At 72.8% G+C, this 17,078-nt stretch carries 16 protein-coding genes, 1 other RNA gene and 1 pseudogene; 8 read left to right on the top strand and 10 right to left on the bottom strand.

What is annotated here, in order from left to right; translation table 11 throughout:
- Positions 1-9: 9 nt before the first annotated feature.
- Both GCL72_RS05555 and msrB read right to left on the bottom strand, forming a co-directional pair.
- A complete protein-coding gene (locus tag GCL72_RS05555) occupies positions 10-1,137 on the bottom strand; it encodes a threonine aldolase family protein (protein WP_170289573.1) in 1,128 nt (375 codons plus the stop codon).
- Positions 1,138-1,144: 7 nt separating this feature from the next.
- Positions 1,145-1,609 (bottom strand): peptide-methionine (R)-S-oxide reductase MsrB, encoded by a 465-nt coding sequence (gene msrB, locus GCL72_RS05560; protein WP_153143728.1) that lies wholly within the window; start codon positions 1,607-1,609, stop codon positions 1,145-1,147.
- Between the two features lie 252 nt (positions 1,610-1,861).
- Between msrB and GCL72_RS05565 the strand changes: the two genes are divergently transcribed.
- The gene (locus tag GCL72_RS05565; protein WP_153143729.1) at positions 1,862-3,319 is read left to right on the top strand and encodes an alpha/beta hydrolase family protein; all 1,458 of its coding nucleotides are present in this window, start codon (positions 1,862-1,864) and stop codon (positions 3,317-3,319) included.
- Positions 3,320-3,370: 51 nt separating this feature from the next.
- On the opposite strand, the gene GCL72_RS05570 is transcribed toward GCL72_RS05565, so the two are convergent.
- Positions 3,371-3,811 carry a SufE family protein gene (locus tag GCL72_RS05570; protein ID WP_153143741.1) on the bottom strand — a complete coding sequence of 147 codons (441 nt, stop codon included), beginning with the start codon at positions 3,809-3,811 and terminating at the stop codon, positions 3,371-3,373.
- A gap of 59 nt (positions 3,812-3,870) precedes the next feature.
- Positions 3,871-4,752: a sulfurtransferase gene (locus GCL72_RS05575; RefSeq protein ID WP_153143730.1), complete on the bottom strand. Its 882-nt coding sequence runs from the start codon at positions 4,750-4,752 to the stop codon at positions 3,871-3,873.
- Between the two features lie 168 nt (positions 4,753-4,920).
- Between GCL72_RS05575 and zapE the strand changes: the two genes are divergently transcribed.
- The 3 genes from zapE (at position 4,921) to gndA (ending at position 8,840) form a co-directional block, all read left to right on the top strand.
- Complete coding sequence (zapE, locus tag GCL72_RS05580) at positions 4,921-5,979, top strand: cell division protein ZapE (RefSeq protein WP_425486760.1); 1,059 nt, start codon at positions 4,921-4,923, stop codon at positions 5,977-5,979.
- Positions 5,980-6,219: 240 nt separating this feature from the next.
- Complete coding sequence (ppk2, locus tag GCL72_RS05585; protein ID WP_153143732.1) at positions 6,220-7,131, top strand: polyphosphate kinase 2; 912 nt, start codon at positions 6,220-6,222, stop codon at positions 7,129-7,131.
- A 266-nt stretch (positions 7,132-7,397) separates the two neighbouring features.
- A complete protein-coding gene (gene gndA / locus GCL72_RS05590) occupies positions 7,398-8,840 on the top strand; it encodes an NADP-dependent phosphogluconate dehydrogenase (protein ID WP_153143733.1) in 1,443 nt (480 codons plus the stop codon).
- A gap of 147 nt (positions 8,841-8,987) precedes the next feature.
- Here the strand turns inward: gndA and epsC are convergent, their stop codons facing one another.
- The 3 genes from epsC to msrA form a co-directional block, all read right to left on the bottom strand.
- On the bottom strand, positions 8,988-9,575 hold the full coding sequence (gene epsC / locus GCL72_RS05595; RefSeq protein ID WP_153143734.1) for a serine O-acetyltransferase EpsC: 588 nt from the start codon (positions 9,573-9,575) through the stop codon (positions 8,988-8,990).
- Positions 9,576-9,627: 52 nt separating this feature from the next.
- Complete coding sequence (gene cysK / locus GCL72_RS05600) at positions 9,628-10,560, bottom strand: cysteine synthase A (protein WP_211364980.1); 933 nt, start codon at positions 10,558-10,560, stop codon at positions 9,628-9,630.
- 121 nt (positions 10,561-10,681) lie between these two features.
- The gene (gene msrA / locus GCL72_RS05605) at positions 10,682-11,293 is read right to left on the bottom strand and encodes a peptide-methionine (S)-S-oxide reductase MsrA (protein ID WP_153143735.1); all 612 of its coding nucleotides are present in this window, start codon (positions 11,291-11,293) and stop codon (positions 10,682-10,684) included.
- A 122-nt stretch (positions 11,294-11,415) separates the two neighbouring features.
- On the opposite strand from msrA, the gene GCL72_RS05610 reads away from it, so the two are divergent.
- Together GCL72_RS05610 and GCL72_RS05615 are read left to right on the top strand one after the other, a co-directional pair.
- Entirely contained in the window at positions 11,416-12,339 is a 924-nt protein-coding gene (locus GCL72_RS05610) for a Nif3-like dinuclear metal center hexameric protein (protein ID WP_153143736.1), read from the top strand.
- 89 nt (positions 12,340-12,428) lie between these two features.
- The gene (locus tag GCL72_RS05615) at positions 12,429-12,878 is read left to right on the top strand and encodes a reverse transcriptase-like protein (RefSeq protein ID WP_343030143.1); all 450 of its coding nucleotides are present in this window, start codon (positions 12,429-12,431) and stop codon (positions 12,876-12,878) included.
- On the opposite strand, the gene GCL72_RS05620 is transcribed toward GCL72_RS05615, so the two are convergent.
- Entirely contained in the window at positions 12,865-13,638 is a 774-nt protein-coding gene (locus GCL72_RS05620; RefSeq protein ID WP_153143737.1) for a YaaA family protein, read from the bottom strand. The two genes, GCL72_RS05615 and GCL72_RS05620, sit on opposite strands and share 14 nt — an antisense overlap.
- 206 nt (positions 13,639-13,844) lie before the next feature.
- Between GCL72_RS05620 and GCL72_RS05625 the strand changes: the two genes are divergently transcribed.
- Positions 13,845-14,714 (top strand): metal-dependent hydrolase, encoded by an 870-nt coding sequence (locus GCL72_RS05625; RefSeq protein WP_153143738.1) that lies wholly within the window; start codon positions 13,845-13,847, stop codon positions 14,712-14,714.
- A 70-nt stretch (positions 14,715-14,784) separates the two neighbouring features.
- An RNA gene (gene rnpB / locus GCL72_RS05630) (RNase P RNA component class A) lies at positions 14,785-15,200 on the top strand.
- 23 nt (positions 15,201-15,223) lie between these two features.
- Here the strand turns inward: rnpB and GCL72_RS05635 are convergent.
- Together GCL72_RS05635 and GCL72_RS09685 are read right to left on the bottom strand one after the other, a co-directional pair.
- Positions 15,224-16,498 (bottom strand): glycosyltransferase, encoded by a 1,275-nt coding sequence (locus GCL72_RS05635; protein ID WP_153143739.1) that lies wholly within the window; start codon positions 16,496-16,498, stop codon positions 15,224-15,226.
- A 112-nt stretch (positions 16,499-16,610) separates the two neighbouring features.
- A pseudogene (locus GCL72_RS09685) lies at positions 16,611-17,078 on the bottom strand (DUF2079 domain-containing protein); the annotation flags it as partial.

The following is a 17,078-nucleotide window of genomic DNA, read 5'->3' on the forward strand; positions in this document are numbered from 1 at the left end:
CGGAGGGGGTCAGCTCCGCGGCGCCAGGCGCGCCGCGGAGGCTCGTCGGGCGGTCTCCACGAGCTCGTCGATCTGCTCGTCGCGCGTGTCGAAGGAGCACATCAGCCGCGCCACCGGGGTGCCGTCGGCGGCGGCGTCCCAGGTGTGGACCAGGTAGCGTCGGCGCAGCTCGGCGAGGACCGCGGCGTCGATCTCCGGGAAGACGGCGTTGACCTCGGTCGGCCGGGAGAGTCGGATTCCGTCGATCTCGGCCAGTCGGCGCCCCAGCCGTGCGGCCTGGGCGTTGGCCCGCTCGGCGTTCCGCCGCCACAGGTCGGTGCCGAAGAGCTCCAGCAGCTGGGCGGAGACGTAGCGCTGCTTGCTGGCCAGCTGCATGGAGTACTTGCGGATGTAGTCGACGCCGGCGACCCGGTCGGGGTCGATCACGACCACCGCCTCGGCGGCCATCGCCCCGTTCTTCGTCCCGCCCAGGCTGACCGCGTCGACGCCGGCGGCGGCGGTGAGCTCGCCGAGTCCGACGCCGAGGGCCGCGGCGGCGTTGGCGAGCCGGGCGCCGTCGACGTGGACTCCCATCCCGGCGGCATGGGCGCGCTCGGCGACGGCGGCGATCTCCGCGGGGGTGTAGACGGTGCCCACCTCGGTGGACTCGGTCAGCGAGACGGCCAGCGGCTGGGCGGCGTGGACGAAGCCGGTCGCCCGCCGTTCGGCCTCGACGTCGTCGACGGTGAGCTTGCCGTCCGCGGTCGGGCGGGGCAGCAGCTTCAGCGAGCCCAGCCGCTCCGGCGCCGCGCCCTCGTCGGTGTTGATGTGCGCCTGCCGGGTGCAGATCGCCGCGCCCCAGCGGGGCAGCAGCGCCTGCAGGGCGACGACGTTGGCGCCGGTGCCGTTGAAGACCGGCAGCACCTCGGCGCGGGCGCCGAACTCGGCCCGCACGACGTCGGAGAGCCGGGCGGTGACGGAGTCGTCGCCGTAGGGCAGGGCCGTCCCGCCGCCGATGCGCGCCAGGGACTCGAGGATCTCGGGTGCGACGCCGGCGACGTTGTCGGAGGCGAAGGAGGCGTCCGGCCCGGCCGCCGGCTCCGCCGTGCCGGGCACGTCGGGCGTCTCGGGAGCCTCGGGCGTCGAGGGATCGGTCATGGTCGGCTCATCCCTCGGCCGGGTGGAGCCGGATGGACAGCGAGTTGATGCAGTAGCGCTGGTCGGTCGGTGTGTCGAAGCCCTCGCCGGAGAAGACATGTCCCAGGTGGGAGTCGCAGCTGCCGCAGCGCACCTCGACGCGCTCCATGCCGAGGCTGGCGTCGCGCAGGTGGGTGACGTTCGCCCCGGACGAGGGCTCGTAGAAGCTCGGCCAGCCGCAGTGCGAGTCGAACTTGGTCTCGGAGGAGAACAGCTCGGCCCCGCAGGCACGACAGGTGAAGACGCCGTCGTCGGTGCTGTCCCAGTACTCGCCGGTGTAGGCCCGCTCCGTGCCGCCGCGTCGCAGCACGTAGTACTCCTCGGCGGACAGCCGCTCCCGCCACTGCTCGTCGGTGAGCCGGCGGGCGAACGCCGCCGAGGCGTCCTGCTCCGGCGTCGCCGGCTGCTGCTCGTGCTGCTCGCTCATCGTCATCGCTTCCTCTCGCCGCTGTCAGCTCGGACGTCGCGGCCCCGCCGGCGGGCGCACCCGCCGCGACGCGTCCGCATCCGGGGTCAACGCGCCGGCGGCCGCATTGCTTCCCGGAGTCGGGGCCGGATTCCGCTCGTCGGCACCGCCGCGTAGGCTGAGCGGAGGGCCGGACGGGCCGCGCGGCCGCAGGCGCCGGTCCGGAGCTCGGCCGGGGAACCAGCATCGCATCCGAGACAGTGTGGGAGGCGCCGCCCCATGGCATCGCGTGACCGTCAGCCGTCCGTGGCAGAAGCCGTGGATCTCCTCGGGGAGCAGGTCGGCCGAGCGCGCCGCGGCGCCGGCCGGCTGGCCCGCCGGTCCGGCGCCCCGCCGGCCGTCCAGAGCCCGATCGGGCGCCGCGCATCGTCGGTGCTCCGGCGGGTGCGTCGTGAGCGCGAGCCGCGCACGCCCTGGGTGCGCGCCGGAGTGCTGGGCGCCGGCACGGGGCTGGGCGCCGGACTCGCCGCGGCCGCAGGAGCCTCGGCGCTGGCCGGCTACTTCGCACGGATGGTGGTCACCCCCGTCCGCGAACATCGCGAGGACCTCGAGATCCTGGCGGTCGTGCGCGGCTCCCGCGGCGACGAGGTGGTGCTGCCGGCGACGCCGGAGACCATCGTCGAGGGCACATACGGGCTGTACTTCCACGGCGGGCAGTCGCATGCACGGATCGGGGAGATCACCGCCTTCTCGCCCCGCGACGGGACCATCACCCGCCGGGTGGAGGAGATCTATCGCGGGGACCTGCGCAGTGCGGTCCGCGGCTGGTGGACCTCGGTGACCCATCCGGATCCGGACAGTGCGGGCTTCCCGAGCCGTGAGGTGGTCGTCGAGCTCCCCGACGGTCCGGCGCCGGCGTGGCACGTGCCGCCGCGGCGCGGCGACGGCGTGCTGGCCGGCCGCGGGATCTGGGCCATCATGGTCCACGGCCGCGGCGGGCGCCGCGCGGAGGGCATCCGAGGGCTGGCCGTGGCCGATCGACTGGGACTCGACTCGCTGCTGATCTCCTATCGCAACGACGGCGAGGCGCCCGACGCCCCGGACGGCCGCTACGGGCTGGGCGTCACCGAGTGGGAGGACGTCGAGGCCGCAGTGCAGTACGCGCTCGACCACGGCGCCGAGGATGTGCTGCTCTTCGGCTGGTCGATGGGCGGGGCGATCGCGCTGCAGACGGCCGACCGGTCCCGGCTCGCACCGGCGATCCGCGGACTCGTGCTCACCGGTCCGGTGGTCGACTGGATCGACGTGCTGGCCCACCAGGCCCGGGAGAACCGGATCCCGGACCGGGTGGGACGGATGGGGCAGTGGATCATCTCCAACCCCTCGGGCAAGCGTGTGACAGGTCTGGCAGCACCAGTGGACCTGAAGGCGCTGAACTGGACGGCTCGGGCCGATGAGCTGCATGTGCGCACGCTCATCCTGCACAGCGCCGACGACAATGTCGTGCCCTACGGCCCCTCCCGCGACCTGGCTGAACGCAGCCCGATGGTGAGCTTCGTGCCCTTCACCCGCGCCCGGCACATCAAGGAACGGAACGCCGACCCCGAGCGGTGGGAGGGCAATGTCGCCGAATGGGCGACGAAGCTGTTCACCGCGGACGCGCCGCCGCATCTGGCCTCCACCGGCACCCTGCCGACCGTCGCGCCCGCGGAGTCGACGGCGACGGCCGACAGCTGACCCCGGTGCCGGTCGGGTGCCGACCCGGACGCCGGCGGGGATCGGCCGGGGTCAGCCGGCGTCGAGCGCGGCGACGTGCTCGCGCACGTTGCGCTTCACCCGGGCGAGCATCGCCTCCATGCCGCGCAGCCGCAGCGGGGTGATGGCCTTGGCCAGCCCCAGGCGGGCCGCGACGTCGTCGGGGGTCGCCAGGATCTGCTCATACGTCAGCCCGTCGAGCCCCTGGTGCAGGATGGAGGCGAATCCGCGGGTGGTCGGAGCCTCCTGCGGCGCGGCGAAGATCAGCCGGACGGTGCGGGCGCCGTCGTCGAACTCCAGGGCCAGGTACAGCGGCGACTGGCACTCGACGACCTGCTCCATCTGCTCGTAGCCGTCGCCGTACTCCTCCGGCAGCTCCGGCAGCTCGCGGGAGAGCTCCAGCAGCAGCTCGAGCTTCTGCGGATCCTCGACGGCCTGGAACTCCTCGATGATCTCGGCCAGCGCCCCCGGCATCGGGTCGGCGCCCGGCTCGGCGGCCGGACCGCCGACGGCGTCAGCGTGCTGCGCGGCGGTCATCGGGCCTCACCCGGTTCCTCGCCGGCGGCGATGGGCAGTCGGACCGCGTTGCCCCATTCGGTCCAGGACCCGTCGTAGTTGCGGACCTGCTCGTAGCCGAGCAGGTGCTGGAGCACGAACCAGGTGTGCGAGGACCGCTCGCCGATGCGGCAGTAGGCGATGACGTCGTCGGAGGTGCCCAGGCCGGCCTCGTCGCGGTAGATGGCCTCGAGCTCCTCGCGGGACTTGAAGGTCCCGTCGGAGTCCACCGCCCGTCCCCACGGGACGGAGGCGGCGGTGGGGATGTGCCCGCCGCGCAGGGCGCCCTCCTGCTCGTAGCCCTCCATGTGGGTCCGCTCGCCGGAGTACTCCAGCGCGGAGCGGACGTCCACCAGGGGCTTGCCGAAGTGGTCGAGAACGTCCTCGCGGAAGGCCCGGTGCGTGGCGTCGTCGCGCTCGACCACCGGGTAGTCGCCGGCGGTGATCTCCGGGCGCTCCGTGATCATCGCGCGACCCTCGTCGGTCCACTTCTGCCGGCCGCCGTCCATCAGGCGCAGGTCCTCGTGGCCGAAGAGCGTGAAGACCCACAGCGCGTAGGCGGCCCACCAGTTCGACTTGTCGCCGTAGAAGACCACTGTGGTGTCCCGCGAGATGCCTTTGGAGGCGGCGAAGGCGGCGAAGGCCTCGCCGTCGAGGAAGTCGCGGGTCACCGGGTCGTTGAGCTCGGTGTGCCAGTCGATCTTCACCGCGCCGGGGACGTGGCCGGTCTCGTAGAGCAGCACGTCCTCGTCGGACTCCACCACCACGACGTCGGCGTCGTCCTTGTGCGCGGCGACCCACTCGGTGGTCACCAGCGTCTCGGGGCGGGCGTACTGGGAATGGTCCTTCTCAGCGGTCATGGAGCATCGCCTTTCGATCGGAGGCTCGAGGGGTCCGCCGCCGCGCTCGGCACGTGGTCGACGGACACGTCTCCAGCCTAGACCCGTCCGCCGCAGCGCCTCCAGGCGGGAGCCGCTCCTCGTCATCCGAGGTCATCGCCGACGGCGCGGCGCAGTAGCATGGGGCGCATGCCGTCCGACGTCGCACCGCTGAGCCAGAGAACGCCCCAGGTCGGAGTGGGGGAGCTGCTGGAGGGCCTGACGCCCTCGTTCCGCTTCTCCCAGGTCTCCTTCGACTCCTACATCCCGGATCCCGCCCATCCTTCGCAGGCCGAGGCGGTGGAGGCGCTGCGGGCGTTCGCGGCCACCGTCGGCCGACGGCGCGGCGGCGGGCTGCTCTCGCGGCTCGTCGGCCGCGGCCGGTCGGGGGCGCCGGCGCGCCGCGCGGCCGGGATCTACCTGGACGGCGGCTTCGGCGTCGGCAAGACCCACCTGCTGGCCTCGCTGTACCACGCGGTCGAGGGGCCGAAGGCCTTCGGGACCTTCGTGGAGTACACGAACCTGGTCGGCGCACTGTCCTTCCGCCGCACCGTCGACGTGCTCAGCGACTATGCGCTGGTCTGCATCGACGAGTTCGAGCTCGACGACCCCGGCGACACGGTGCTGATGTCGCGGCTGATGCGCGAGCTGGCCGACGCCGGGGTCAAACTGGCCGCGACGTCGAACACGCTGCCCGGATCGCTGGGCGAGGGACGCTTCGCCGCCGCGGACTTCCAGCGCGAGATCCAGGTGCTGGCCGACCAGTTCACCACGGTCCGCGTCGACGGCGAGGACTACCGGCACCGCGGACTCCCGCAGGCCCCCGATCCGCTGCCCGCCGACCAGGTCGAGGACTTCGCCGCCCGGGAGTTCGCCGGCTCGCGGATCGCCGTCGACGACTTCGCCGCGCTGGCCGAGCACCTCACCGTCGTGCACCCGAGCCGGTACCGTCAGCTGGTCGCCGACGTCGACGTGCTGGTGCTGCGGGACGTCGAGACCATCGAGTCGCAGGCGCTGGCGCTGCGCTTCGTGGTGCTGGCCGACCGGCTCTATGACCAGGACGTGCGGGTCGTCGCCTCGGGGAAGCCCTTCGACGCGCTGTTCACCGAGGAGATGATGTCCGGCGGCTACATGAAGAAGTACCACCGGGCCGTCTCCCGGCTGACGGCGCTGGCCCGGGCGGGCCAGATGGGCGAGCAGGCGCTCTGACGCCGTCGCCTCGGCGCGGTCCGGTGCTCCGCGTCGGCGGACCGGCGTAAGCTGGTCCGTGCCGACGGATGCCAGCCGGGCCGTGAGCCGGTCGGCCACGACGACGGGCCGGACCGCTGGCCCGACGACGGGACGTTCACCGGCCGTTCACAGATCCCTGGTGAGATGTTCGGGCACGACGCCGACGCACGACGTCCGCCGTCGAGCACACCTGGCGCAGACGAGAGGCGGAGGAACCATATGCACGACCTCGACGAGGCGCCGCGGGAGAACCTGCGGGAGTTCATCGACCGCCTGCGCGACGGCGGCTACCGGGTCCTGGACGGGCACACGCCGGACCCCGATCTCATCGACCCGCAGGGCAACGCCGTCGAGACCTGGCAGGAGAACTATCCCTACGCCGAGCGCCTCGACCGCGACATCTACGAGCTGGAGAAGTACCACCTGCAGGTGGAGCTGCTGAAGTTCCAGTACTGGGCCGAGGACTACGGGCTGAAGCACGTGATCGTCTTCGAGGGCCGCGACGCCGCCGGCAAGGGCGGCACCATCAAGCGCGTCACCGAGCACCTGAACCCGCGCACCGCCCGCGTGGTCGCGCTGAGCAAGCCCTCGGACCGCGAACGGGGGCAGTGGTACTTCCAGCGCTACATCGACCACCTGCCCACCGCCGGCGAGATGGTCCTCTTCGACCGCTCCTGGTACAACCGGGCCGGCGTCGAGCGGGTCATGGGCTTCTGCTCCGACGACGAGTACGAGATCTTCATGCGCCAGGCGCCGCAGTTCGAGCAGATGCTCGTCGACGCCGGGATCCACCTGACGAAGTTCTGGTTCTCGGTGACCCAGAAGGAGCAGCGCACCCGTTTCGCGATCCGGCAGATCGACCCGGTGCGGCAGTGGAAGCTCTCGCCGATGGACCTGGAGTCGCTGGACCGCTGGGAGGCCTACACCGAGGCCAAGGAGGAGATGTTCCGGCGCACCGACACCGACCACGCGCCGTGGATCACCATCAAGTCCAACGACAAGAAGCGCGCCCGGCTCAATGCCATGCGCTACTTCCTGTCCCAGTTCGAGTACGAGGGCAAGGACCACGAAGTCGTCGGCGAGCCCGACCCGCTGATCGTGCGCCGCGGACGCGAGGCCGTCGGCGACTGATCGGCGCGCCCGGTCCGACGCGCGTCCCCGGCACCCGCTCCGGCCACCGCGGACGGGCCTGTCGTCGCCCGGCGCAACGCCCGCCCCACGAAGAGCCTCGCTCGGGATAGAGTGGGAGGCGCTCGACGCCGGCGCGGGCGGTCCGTGACGGCGTCGCTCCGCCATGCCGATCGTCGGCCCCGCCCCGCCGACCGGCGTCGAGCACCGTGCACGACGACCGACGGCGTGCACGGACCTCGACCCCAGACCTCGAACAAGGAGACTGCATGAGCGCCGACATCGGAGTGACCGGACTGGCCGTGATGGGGGCCAACCTGGCACGGAATCTCGCTCGGAACGGCTACACCGTGGCCCTGCACAACCGGTCGGTGGAGCGCACCGATGCGCTTCTGGAGGCCCACGGCTCCGAGGGCGAGTTCGTCCGCACCGAGTCCCTGGTCCAGCTGGTCGAGTCCCTCGAGCGGCCGCGCCGGGTGCTGATCATGGTCAAGGCCGGCGCTCCGGTCGACGCCGTCATCGACGACCTGCTGCCGCTGCTCGACGAGGGCGACATCGTCATCGACGCGGGCAACTCGTTCTTCGAGGAGACGCGCCGCCGCGAGGAGCGGCTGCGCGAGAAGGGCCTGCACTTCGTCGGCGTCGGCGTCTCCGGCGGCGAGGAGGGTGCGCTGAACGGCCCGTCGATCATGCCCGGCGGTTCCGAGGAGTCCTACCGGACGCTGGGTCCGATGCTGGAGAAGATCGCCGCGGACTACCACGGCGAGCCCTGCTGCACCTGGGTCGGCACCGACGGCGCCGGCCACTACGTGAAGATGGTCCACAACGGCATCGAGTACGCCGACATGCAGGTCATCGGCGAGGCCCACGACCTGATGCGCAGCCTGGCCGGGCTGGAGCCGGCGGCGCAGGGCGAGGTCTTCCGCGAGTGGAACACCACCGACCTCGCCTCCTACCTCATCGAGATCACCGCCGAGGTCCTCGAGCAGGAGGACGAGCGCACCGGCCGGCCGCTGGTCGACGTCATCGTCGACTCCGCCGGCCAGAAGGGCACCGGCCGCTGGACGGCGATCTCCGCACTGGAGGTCGGCTCGCCGGTGACTGCGATCGCCGAGTCGGTCTTCGCCCGCTCGATCTCCTCGCAGCGCGAACTGCGCGCCGAGACCAACCGCGTCTTCAGCGACGGCGTGGACTCCACCGCCGCAGACGAGGAGTTCGGCCCGGAGTTCGTCGAGGACGTGCGCAAGGCGCTCTACGCCTCCAAGCTGGTCGCCTACGCCCAGGGGATGGACATGCTCGTCGCCGCCGGCGAGGAGTTCGGCTGGGACCTGGACCTGAAGGAGATCGCCTCGCTGTGGCGCGCCGGCTGCATCATCCGCGCCGACCTGCTGGACACCATCATGAAGGCCTTCGACGGCGAGTCCTCCCGCCTGCCGAAGAACCTGCTGCTGGCCGAGGAGTTCACCGAGGCCCTCAACGAGTGCCTGCCGGCCTGGCGCCGGGTGGTGGCCGCCGCCGCCGAGCACGGCGTGCCGGCCCCGGTCTTCTCCTCCTCGCTGGCCTACTACGACAGCCTGCGCCGCGACCGCCTGCCGGCCGCGCTGACCCAGGGGCTGCGCGACTACTTCGGTGCGCACACCTACCAGCGCACCGACGTCGAGGGCACCTTCCACACGCTGTGGTCCGGAGACCGCGGCGAGGTGGAGGCCTGAGCGGCTGACCCGCTGTGCGGATCCGCCGATCGTCCGATCCGCGTCCGCCACACGACGAAGGGCCCGGCTCCGGGAATCATCCCCGGGGCCGGGCCCTTCGTCGTCTCCGGCGTCGTCGACCGGCCGGTCCGGATCAGCCGGTCGGGTTCAGATGAACAGCGCCGGATCCAGGGCGTACTCGGCCGGATCCACCGCCGGCTTCCGCTCGGTCTCCGTCCGGCTGCGCGCGTGGGCGGGGATGCCGGTGAGGATCGAGTGCGCCGGCGCGGACTTGACGACCACCGCGTTGGCTCCGACGGTCGCCCCCTCGCCGAGCTCCACCGGCCCGAGGACCTTCGCCCCGGCGCCGACGACGACGCCGTCGCCGAGCGTGGGGTGGCGCTTGACCTGCTCGAGGGAGCGCCCGCCGAGGGTCACTCCCTGGTAGAGCATGCAGTCGTCGCCGATCTCGGTGGTCTCGCCGATCACCACGCCCATGCCGTGGTCGATGAAGAACCGCCGGCCGATCTGCGCCCCCGGGTGGATCTCGATCCCGGTGAGCGTGCGCACCGCCTGGGACAGCGCCCGCGCCGGAGTCTGCAGCGGCCGGCGCCGCCACATCCGGTGCGCCAGGCGGTGGGCCCAGATGGCGTGGAGGCCGGAGTAGACCAGCACGATCTCCGTGGAGCTGCGTGCGGCCGGGTCGTGCTCGCGTGCGGAGTCGATGTCCTCGCGCAGGCGCTTCAGGATGCCCACTGTCGATCGATGCCTTTCGGTCGGCGGTCGCGTCTGGAAACGTGCGGGAGGATCAGCCGCGGATGTCCTCGTAGAGCAGCGTGGAGATGTAGCGCTCCCCGAAGTCGGTGGCGACGGTGACGATGAGCTTGTCGCGGTTCTCCTCGCGGGAGGCGACCTCCAGCGCCGCGGCGATGTTCGCCCCGGTGGAGATGCCGCCCAGGATGCCCTCCTGGGTCCCCAGCTCGCGCGCGGTCTCCACCGACTTGTCGAGGTCGGCGGTCAGCACCTCGTCGTAGATCTCGCGGTCGAGGATCTCCGGGACGAAGTTCGGCCCCAGCCCCTGGATCTTGTGCGGTCCGGCCGCGCCGCCGGAGAGGATCGGCGAGTCCTCCGGCTCGACGGCGACGATGCCGACCTCCGGCTTGTGCTCGCGCAGCTTCCGTCCGGCGCCGGTGATCGTGCCGCCGGTGCCGATGCCGGCGACCAGGATGTCGACGGCGCCCTCGGTGTCGCGCCAGATCTCCTCGCCGGTGGTGTCGTAGTGGACCTGCGGGTTGGCCTCGTTGGCGAACTGCCGGGCCCAGATGGCGTTGTCGGTCTCCTCGACGATGGCCTTGGCCTTCTCCACCGCCCCGCGCATCCCGTCGGAGCCCGGGGTCAGCACGATCTCGGCGCCGTAGGCGCGCAGCATGACGCGCCGCTCGGTGGACATCGTCTCCGGCATGGTCAGCACCACGCGGTAGCCGCGGGCCGCGCCGACCATCGCCAGGGCGATGCCGGTGTTGCCCGAGGTGCCCTCGACGATGGTGCCGCCGGGCTTCAGCACGCCGGCCTCCTCGGCGGCGTCGACGATGGCGGTGCCGATGCGGTCCTTGACCGAGCTGGCCGGGGAGTAGAACTCGAGCTTGACCGCGACGTCGCCGGGCAGGTCGGCGTCGAGCCGGTTGAGCCGGACCAGCGGAGTGCCGCCGACGGCCTCGGTGATGTTGTCGAGAATCGCCATGATGGAGTCGAACCCTTCCGTGCGGTGTGTCTGCGTCTCTGCGGGGACTGCGGGGGAAGCGGCCGTGCCGTCGGTGGCGCCGTCGGGCGCCGACACGGGTCGGGGCCAGCCTATCGGCTCGTCAGCCGACCGGCTGCTCCGTCAGCCACGGGGCGTAATTCCGGCGCAGCGCGGCGACCTTGGGGTCGATGATGACCCGGCAGTAGCCGACGTCGGGCCGGCGGGAATGGAAGTCCTGGTGGACCGGCTCGGCCTCGAAGACCGCGCCGAGCGGCTCCAGCGTGGTGACGATCGGCGCGTCGTAGGACTGCTGCGCACGCACGATCGACGCCTGCATCTCGGCACGCTCGGCGTCGTCGGTGTAGAACATCGCCGAGCGGTACTGCGGGCCGACGTCGTGGCCCTGCCGGTTCCACGACGTCGGGTCGTGCGCGGAGAAGAAGACGTCGTAGAGCACGTCGACGGGCAGCTCGGCGGGGTCGAAGGTGACCTCCACCGCCTCGGCGTGGCCGGTGGTGCCGGTGCACACCGCCTCGTAGGTCGCCGGGCCGGTGCCGCCGGTGTAGACGCTGCGCACCCTGACGACGCCGCGCAGCCGCCGGGCCAGCGAATCCAGGCACCAGAAGCAGCCGGCGCCGAGGACCAGAGTGCGGGCGGCGCCGGCCTGCTCGGCCGGGTCGACCTGCGCCGCCGGATCAGGGGTCGGGGCCTCGGGATCGGAGGGAGAACTCATGTCCGGTCCAACCGCGTCGGCCGCCGCGACATTCCTCGGCGCGGCCGGGACCGCGCGTCGTCCGCGCGTCTCCCGAGCGTGTCCGGAGCGTCGGACCGGCGCGACGCGATACAACGGAGGGCATGGACACCACGCCCGAGGACCAGGACAAAGAGCAGGACCAGGACAACGACGGCGACCCGGACTCCGCGGCGCGCGCGACGGGCCCCGCCCCGACGCTGCAGCAGGTGGTCGACCTCGCCGAGGAGCTCTGGCCCTCCGGCCTCGCCGAACCGTGGGACGCCGTCGGACTCGTCGCCGGCCGCCGCGAACGGCCGGTGCGCACCGTGCACTTCGCCGTCGACCCGGTGCGCGCCGTCGTCGAGGAGGCCTGCGACGCCGGCGCGGACCTGCTGATCACCCATCACCCGCTGCTGCTGCGCGGAGTGCACAGCGTCGACGCGGCCGGGTACAAGGGAGAGATCGTCCACCGGCTCATCGAGTCCTCCTGCGGGCTGCTCACCGCCCACACCAACGGCGACGCCGCCGTCGGCGGCGTCAACGACGTGCTCGCCGGCATGCTGGGCCTGCAGGAGACCGCACCGCTGAAGCCGGCCGAGGGCGGGGTGGCCCAGGAAGGTCTGGGACGCCTGGGCACGTTGGAGGTCGGCACCACGCTGGGCGAGCTCGCCGGCCGGCTCTTCGGCCTGCTGCCGGCCGTCGCCGGGGGAGTCCGCGTCGCCGGGGACCGGGACGGCATCGTGCAGCGTGTCGCGCTCTGCGGCGGCGCCGGCGACAGCCTGCTCGACGTCGCACGGGAGGCCGAGGCCGACGTCTTCATCACCGCCGACCTGCGCCACCATCCCGCCTCGGAGGCCCGCGAGGCGGTGCGCGACGGCCGGCCCTACCTCATCGACGTCTCGCACTTCGCCAGCGAATGGCTCTGGCTGCCCACCGCCGCCCAGGCGCTGCAGCGGGCGCTGGCCGATCGCGGCTACGATGTCGAGGTCGTGGTCAGCGGCATCACCACTGATCCGTGGGACTTCGTGCTCACTCCGGGCGGCTGAACCCGTCCGCCGCGCGCCGGCTCCGGCCGCCCGCGACCCGATCCCGCGACTCGAGACATCCCGACTTCGGACACCCCGACAGGAGAACTGTGACCACACTGATCGTCGAAGCCGACGGCGGCAGCCGCGGCAACCCCGGCATCGCCGGATCCGGCGCCCTGGTGCGCGACGCCTCCGGCCGCGTGCTGGCGACCCGCGCGACCCCGCTGGGGAAGGCCAGCAACAACGTGGCCGAGTACACCGGCCTGATCGACGGGCTGACGCTGGCCGCCGAGATCGACCCGCAGGCCGAGGTCGAGGTGCGGCTGGACTCCAAGCTCGTCGTCGAGCAGATGAGCGGGCGCTGGCGGATCAAGCATGAGGACATGAAGCGTCTCGCCGCACAGGCCGCGGCCATCCTGCCGCCGACCCAGGTGCGCTACACCTGGATCCCGCGGAAGCAGAACGGCGACGCCGACGCGCTGAGCAACGAGGCCATGGACGCCTCGGCGGCCGGCACCGAGTGGGACCCGGCCGCCAGCCGGATCACTCCCGACTGATCAGGTCCAGCTGATGCGGGGTGCGCCCGGCGGCCGGGCGCACCTCCACCTCCCAGCCGGAGGCGGCGATGTCGGCGACGTCGTCGATCGTCTCCGCCGGCCGCTCGGCGCGCAGCAGCATCCCGGTGAGCCGGCCGCGGGCGTGCTTGGCGAAGTGGGTGACCACCTTCCGCTCGCCGTCGCGCTCGGTGACGCTGTTGACCGTCAGAGTCTGCTCCGCCGCCGCGCGGTGGACGGCATAGGCCGAGGACCGGCAGTCGACGACGAGCTGGTCGCCGATCATCGCGTCCAGCGGCTCGGCCAGGGCCTGCTTCCAGAACGTCGACAGCCGTCCCGGGCCGCGCCCCTCGGGAGCCAGGGTGACGCCCATCGACAGGCGGTGGGCCGGGATCGGGTCGCTGAAGCCGGTCACGCCGAACAACCCGGAGAAGATCAGCACCTGGTCCTCGGCGCGGGCCCGTGCGGCCTCGTCCAGCGTGTCGGCGTCGAGCGCGTCGTAGAGCACCCCGGTGTAGAGCCGGTGCGCGGGGGCCGTGGGCGCGGTGTCCAGCCGGGTGTTGGCCGCGACCTCGCCCATGACGTTGGCGCCGACCTTGAGGACCTTCTGCGCGTCCTCGCGGGAGCTGGCGGCGGCGAGCGCGTCGAGGACCTCGCGGCGGGGCGCCGCCAGCTCGGGCAACGTGAGCGCCGAGAGATCGAGGGCGTCTCCGCCGTCGGCCGGCGGGGTCTTTCCTTCGGAGGGCGGGAGGTGGATCAGCACCGATCCATCGTACCGGCGCCGCCGGACTGCCGGGAGGAGCCGTCGCGGCGGCCGCCCTCGTCCTGCACGTGTCGCCGGCCGGGTCACCCCTGCATGATGCGATGGACAGTCGCGGCGGGCGGCGTCCGGCAACGGCGGCGCGCGGCCGCCTCGTCCCCCGGGACGGGCCGAGATCCTTCGCACACGCCGACGACGGGAGCACGACCATGATGGGACCCCACCACGCCGCCTGCGGAGCGGCGGGATGGGTGCTGATCGCCGCCGACCATCAGCTGCCGATCCGCCCGCCGGCCGGACTGGAGATCCCCGTGCTCCAGACCGCGACCGCGGGGCTGCCGGAGACGCTGCCGCTGGGCTTCGGGCTGCTCGACGGCATCACCGATCTCGGCGTTCTGGCCGGCGCCGTCGTCGCCGCCGGCGCGGCGCTGCTGCCTGACGCCGACCACCACAACGCCTCCATCGCGCACTCGCTGCCGCCGGTCTCGGAATGGCTCTGCCGCGTGATCGGCCGGATCTCCGGCGGGCACCGCAACGGCACGCACTCGCTGCTGGGGGTGGGCGCGTTCATACTCGTCGCCTGGCTGCTCTCCCGGATCTCCGTGCCCGTCGAATCCGGGGCCCTGCAGATCGGGGCCGGCGCGATGACCGTGGTGCTGGCCTCCTTCGCGGCGAAGACGCTGCATTTCCTCCCCGAGGCCGCGCGGAAGACCCCATGGATGCTCGGCCTGCTGCTGGGCGGCCTCGTCGCCGTCGGGCTGGGGGAGCAGAGCTGGTGGTTCGTCCTCGCCGTCGGCCTCGGCGCCGCCGTGCACATCGCCGGCGACATGCTCACCGACGGCGGGTGCAATCTGCTCTGGCCGGTCGCGCTCACCCCGCCGAAGGGAATCCGTCGTCTGCCGGTGCTCGGTGCGCTGTGGAGCAGCGGAGGCCGGATGGCGCTGCCGCTGCTGGGACGCTCGGGCTCGGCGCGCGAGTGGATCGCGGCCGTGGCAGTCTCCGTCGTGGCCGCCGTCGGAATGCTCGCGGCGCTGGTCGCCGCCCTCGGGGACGGGGTGCGTCTGCTGCTGGCTCGCTGAGAGACCCGTCACCCGTTCCGGAGGCGGATCGGCGCAGAGCTGCTCGCTGGCGTACGATGGACCTCCGGGACGGGTCGACCGGGCCATCGCGCCGCCGCAAGGCCCCGCTGTCGCGCAGGACGTGACGAGCGGATAACTGCGGCGTCGAGGAACGTCCGGACTCCGCAGGGCAGGATGGTGGGTAACGCCCACTCGGGGAGACCCGCAGGCCAGTGCCACAGAGAACAGACCGCCGGGTCGGCTCACGCCGGCCGGGCAAGGGTGAAACGGTGGTGTAAGAGACCACCAGCGCGGCAGGTGACTGCCGCGGCTCGGTAAACCCCATCCGGAGCAAGGTCGAACAGGATGCGCGACCAGGGCTGCCCGCCCGAGGCATCCGGGTTGACTGCTCGAGGCGCGTGGCGACACGCGACCCAGATGGATGATGGCCGTCGCGCCGACGCGAGTCGGCCGGCACAGAATCCGGCGTACAGGTCGGCCCGTCCCCCTTCTCCCCGCCGGCGTCCGCCTCAGCCGGACAGGACGCGCGCCGCGGCCAGACGCGCGTAGAGAGCGGCGGCGGCCGGCGCCGTCGTCGCCTCCCAGGAATGCTCGCGGGCGCGCTGCGCGGCGGTGGCGCTGTAGCGGCTCCAGGCCCGGCGGTGGAGCACCAGCCAGTGCATCTGGGCGGCCCAGCCGTCCGGATCCAGGCTCCCGATGAGCCGTCCGGTGCGGCGGTGGTGCACCAGTTCCCTCAGCCCGCCGACCTCGTGGGCGAGCACCGGGGTGCCGCAGGCCATCGCCTCCAGGGCGACCAGGCCGAAGGACTCGCTGCACGAGGGCATCAGCACAGCGTCGCTGGCGCGGAAGAGCCCGGCGAGCTCGCCGTGCGGCAGCGGCGGACGTCGACGGATCAGCTCGGACACGCCGTGGCGTGCGGCCAGCTCGGCGATGTCGACGCGGCATTCTCCGCTCTGCTCGCCGGCTATGGTCAGCTCCACCGGGACCTCGGGCATGCGGCGGTGGAAGAGCCCCAGCGCCTCGATCGCCACCTGGGGCCCCTTGTGCGGCTGCAGCCGGCCGGCGAAGGCCAGCCGCAGCGGCCGCCCTGCGAGCTCGGCGCGGGGATCCGGATCCTGGGGCGGGTGGAAGACGGAGAGGTCGACGCCGGGTCGGAGCGGATGCAGGCGCGCATCGTCGACGTCGAAGAGGCGCCGCAGATCGGCGGCCTCCGCCTCGGTGTTGGCGGTCACCGCCTGCGCCTCGGCGGCGATCCGGGCCTCGGCGGCGTGGCGGCGCGGGTCCTCGGCGGCGTCGGGATCGCGCTCGTGCTTCACCGCGGCCATCGTGTGCATGGTGTGCACCAGCGGCGCGTCGAGCCGCTCGGCCAGCAGCAGTCCGGCCAGCCCGGAGATCCAGTAGTGCGAGTGGACCACGTCCACGCGCTCGGCGACGGCGGCCAGGCTCGTCAGCGCCCGCTCGGCGAGCTCGTCGACGGCGTCGACCAGATCGTTCTTCGTCCCGCGCGCCTGCGGCGGGACCGCCAGGGTGTGCAGTCGGCGCCCGTCGCCCAGCGTGACCAGCGTGTCGTCCTCGCCGGGGGAGTCGGGGGCGGCGTGCCGTCCGGCCACTGCTGTGGTGATGAGGTCGACGGCGAGGCCGGAGGCCTGCAGGGCCCGGGAGAGCGCGTCGATGTAGACGTTCATCCCGCCGGCGTCGCCGGTGCCCGCCTGATCCAGCGGATGGGTGTGCAGGCTGACCATGACCACCCGCGGCGGGGAGGCGGTGGCGGGGGAGGCGGGCATCGGGTCCTCCGGGCTCGGCGGCGGTCGGGCGGTCCGGACGGTCGGGAGCAGGAGCCCGGCCGAGGGGCTCGTCGGTGTCGCGGTCGTCCCGTCCGCTCAGGGCATAAGGCGTTCAGCGGCGGAGGTATTCCGCGCAGGAGGCGTCCACGGCGTCGTCGACCTCGCGGTGGAGCACCCAGAGGCCGGCGTCGTCGGAGATGACCGGCTCGAAGCCCAGGCGATCGGCGCGGTCGAAGGCCTCCTGCGGGGTGAGCGGATCGTTGCCGCCGAGTTCGGAGACGGTGTCGTCGATGATCAGCCAGCTCAGCCGGCTCGCATCGGTGGTGCCGTTCAGCCCCACGCGGGTGCGGTCGACCAGATGCGGCGCGGCCGTGTCGGCGGCCTCGACGCAGACGCCGTCCGGAACGGCCTCCACAGCGCGCTGATGGGCGGCGACGCGCTCGTCGAAGGACCAGGAGGCGGTCACCGTGCGCTGCAGCGGGAAGACCTGCGGGAAGAACAGCGTCCCGACCACCGAGACCGCCAGCGCCGTGGCCGGCACGGCGGTCGCCCAGCGGCGGTTCCGCGCTGTGGCCGCCGC

The sequence above is a fragment of the Nesterenkonia halophila genome, from assembly GCF_009467795.1.
Classification (GTDB): Bacteria; Actinomycetota; Actinomycetes; order Actinomycetales; family Micrococcaceae; genus Nesterenkonia; species Nesterenkonia halobia.

Bases quoted from the DNA above. Each gene is read 5' to 3' on its own strand.
- zapE (WP_425486760.1), top strand. From the start codon at position 4,921: ATGCCGTCCGACGTCGCACCGCTGAGCCAGAGAACGCCCCAGGTCGGA.
- GCL72_RS05565 (WP_153143729.1), top strand. From the start codon at position 1,862: ATGGCATCGCGTGACCGTCAGCCGTCCGTGGCAGAAGCCGTGGATCTC.
- GCL72_RS05555 (WP_170289573.1), bottom strand. From the start codon at position 1,137: ATGACCGATCCCTCGACGCCCGAGGCTCCCGAGACGCCCGACGTGCCC.
- msrB (WP_153143728.1), bottom strand. From the start codon at position 1,609: ATGACGATGAGCGAGCAGCACGAGCAGCAGCCGGCGACGCCGGAGCAG.
- GCL72_RS05635 (WP_153143739.1), bottom strand. From the start codon at position 16,498: ATGCCCGCCTCCCCCGCCACCGCCTCCCCGCCGCGGGTGGTCATGGTC.
- cysK (WP_211364980.1), bottom strand. From the start codon at position 10,560: ATGGCGATTCTCGACAACATCACCGAGGCCGTCGGCGGCACTCCGCTG.
- GCL72_RS05625 (WP_153143738.1), top strand. From the start codon at position 13,845: ATGATGGGACCCCACCACGCCGCCTGCGGAGCGGCGGGATGGGTGCTG.
- gndA (WP_153143733.1), top strand. From the start codon at position 7,398: ATGAGCGCCGACATCGGAGTGACCGGACTGGCCGTGATGGGGGCCAAC.
- GCL72_RS05610 (WP_153143736.1), top strand. From the start codon at position 11,416: ATGGACACCACGCCCGAGGACCAGGACAAAGAGCAGGACCAGGACAAC.
- GCL72_RS05575 (WP_153143730.1), bottom strand. From the start codon at position 4,752: ATGACCGCTGAGAAGGACCATTCCCAGTACGCCCGCCCCGAGACGCTG.
- msrA (WP_153143735.1), bottom strand. From the start codon at position 11,293: ATGAGTTCTCCCTCCGATCCCGAGGCCCCGACCCCTGATCCGGCGGCG.
- ppk2 (WP_153143732.1), top strand. From the start codon at position 6,220: ATGCACGACCTCGACGAGGCGCCGCGGGAGAACCTGCGGGAGTTCATC.
- GCL72_RS05570 (WP_153143741.1), bottom strand. From the start codon at position 3,811: ATGCCGGGGGCGCTGGCCGAGATCATCGAGGAGTTCCAGGCCGTCGAG.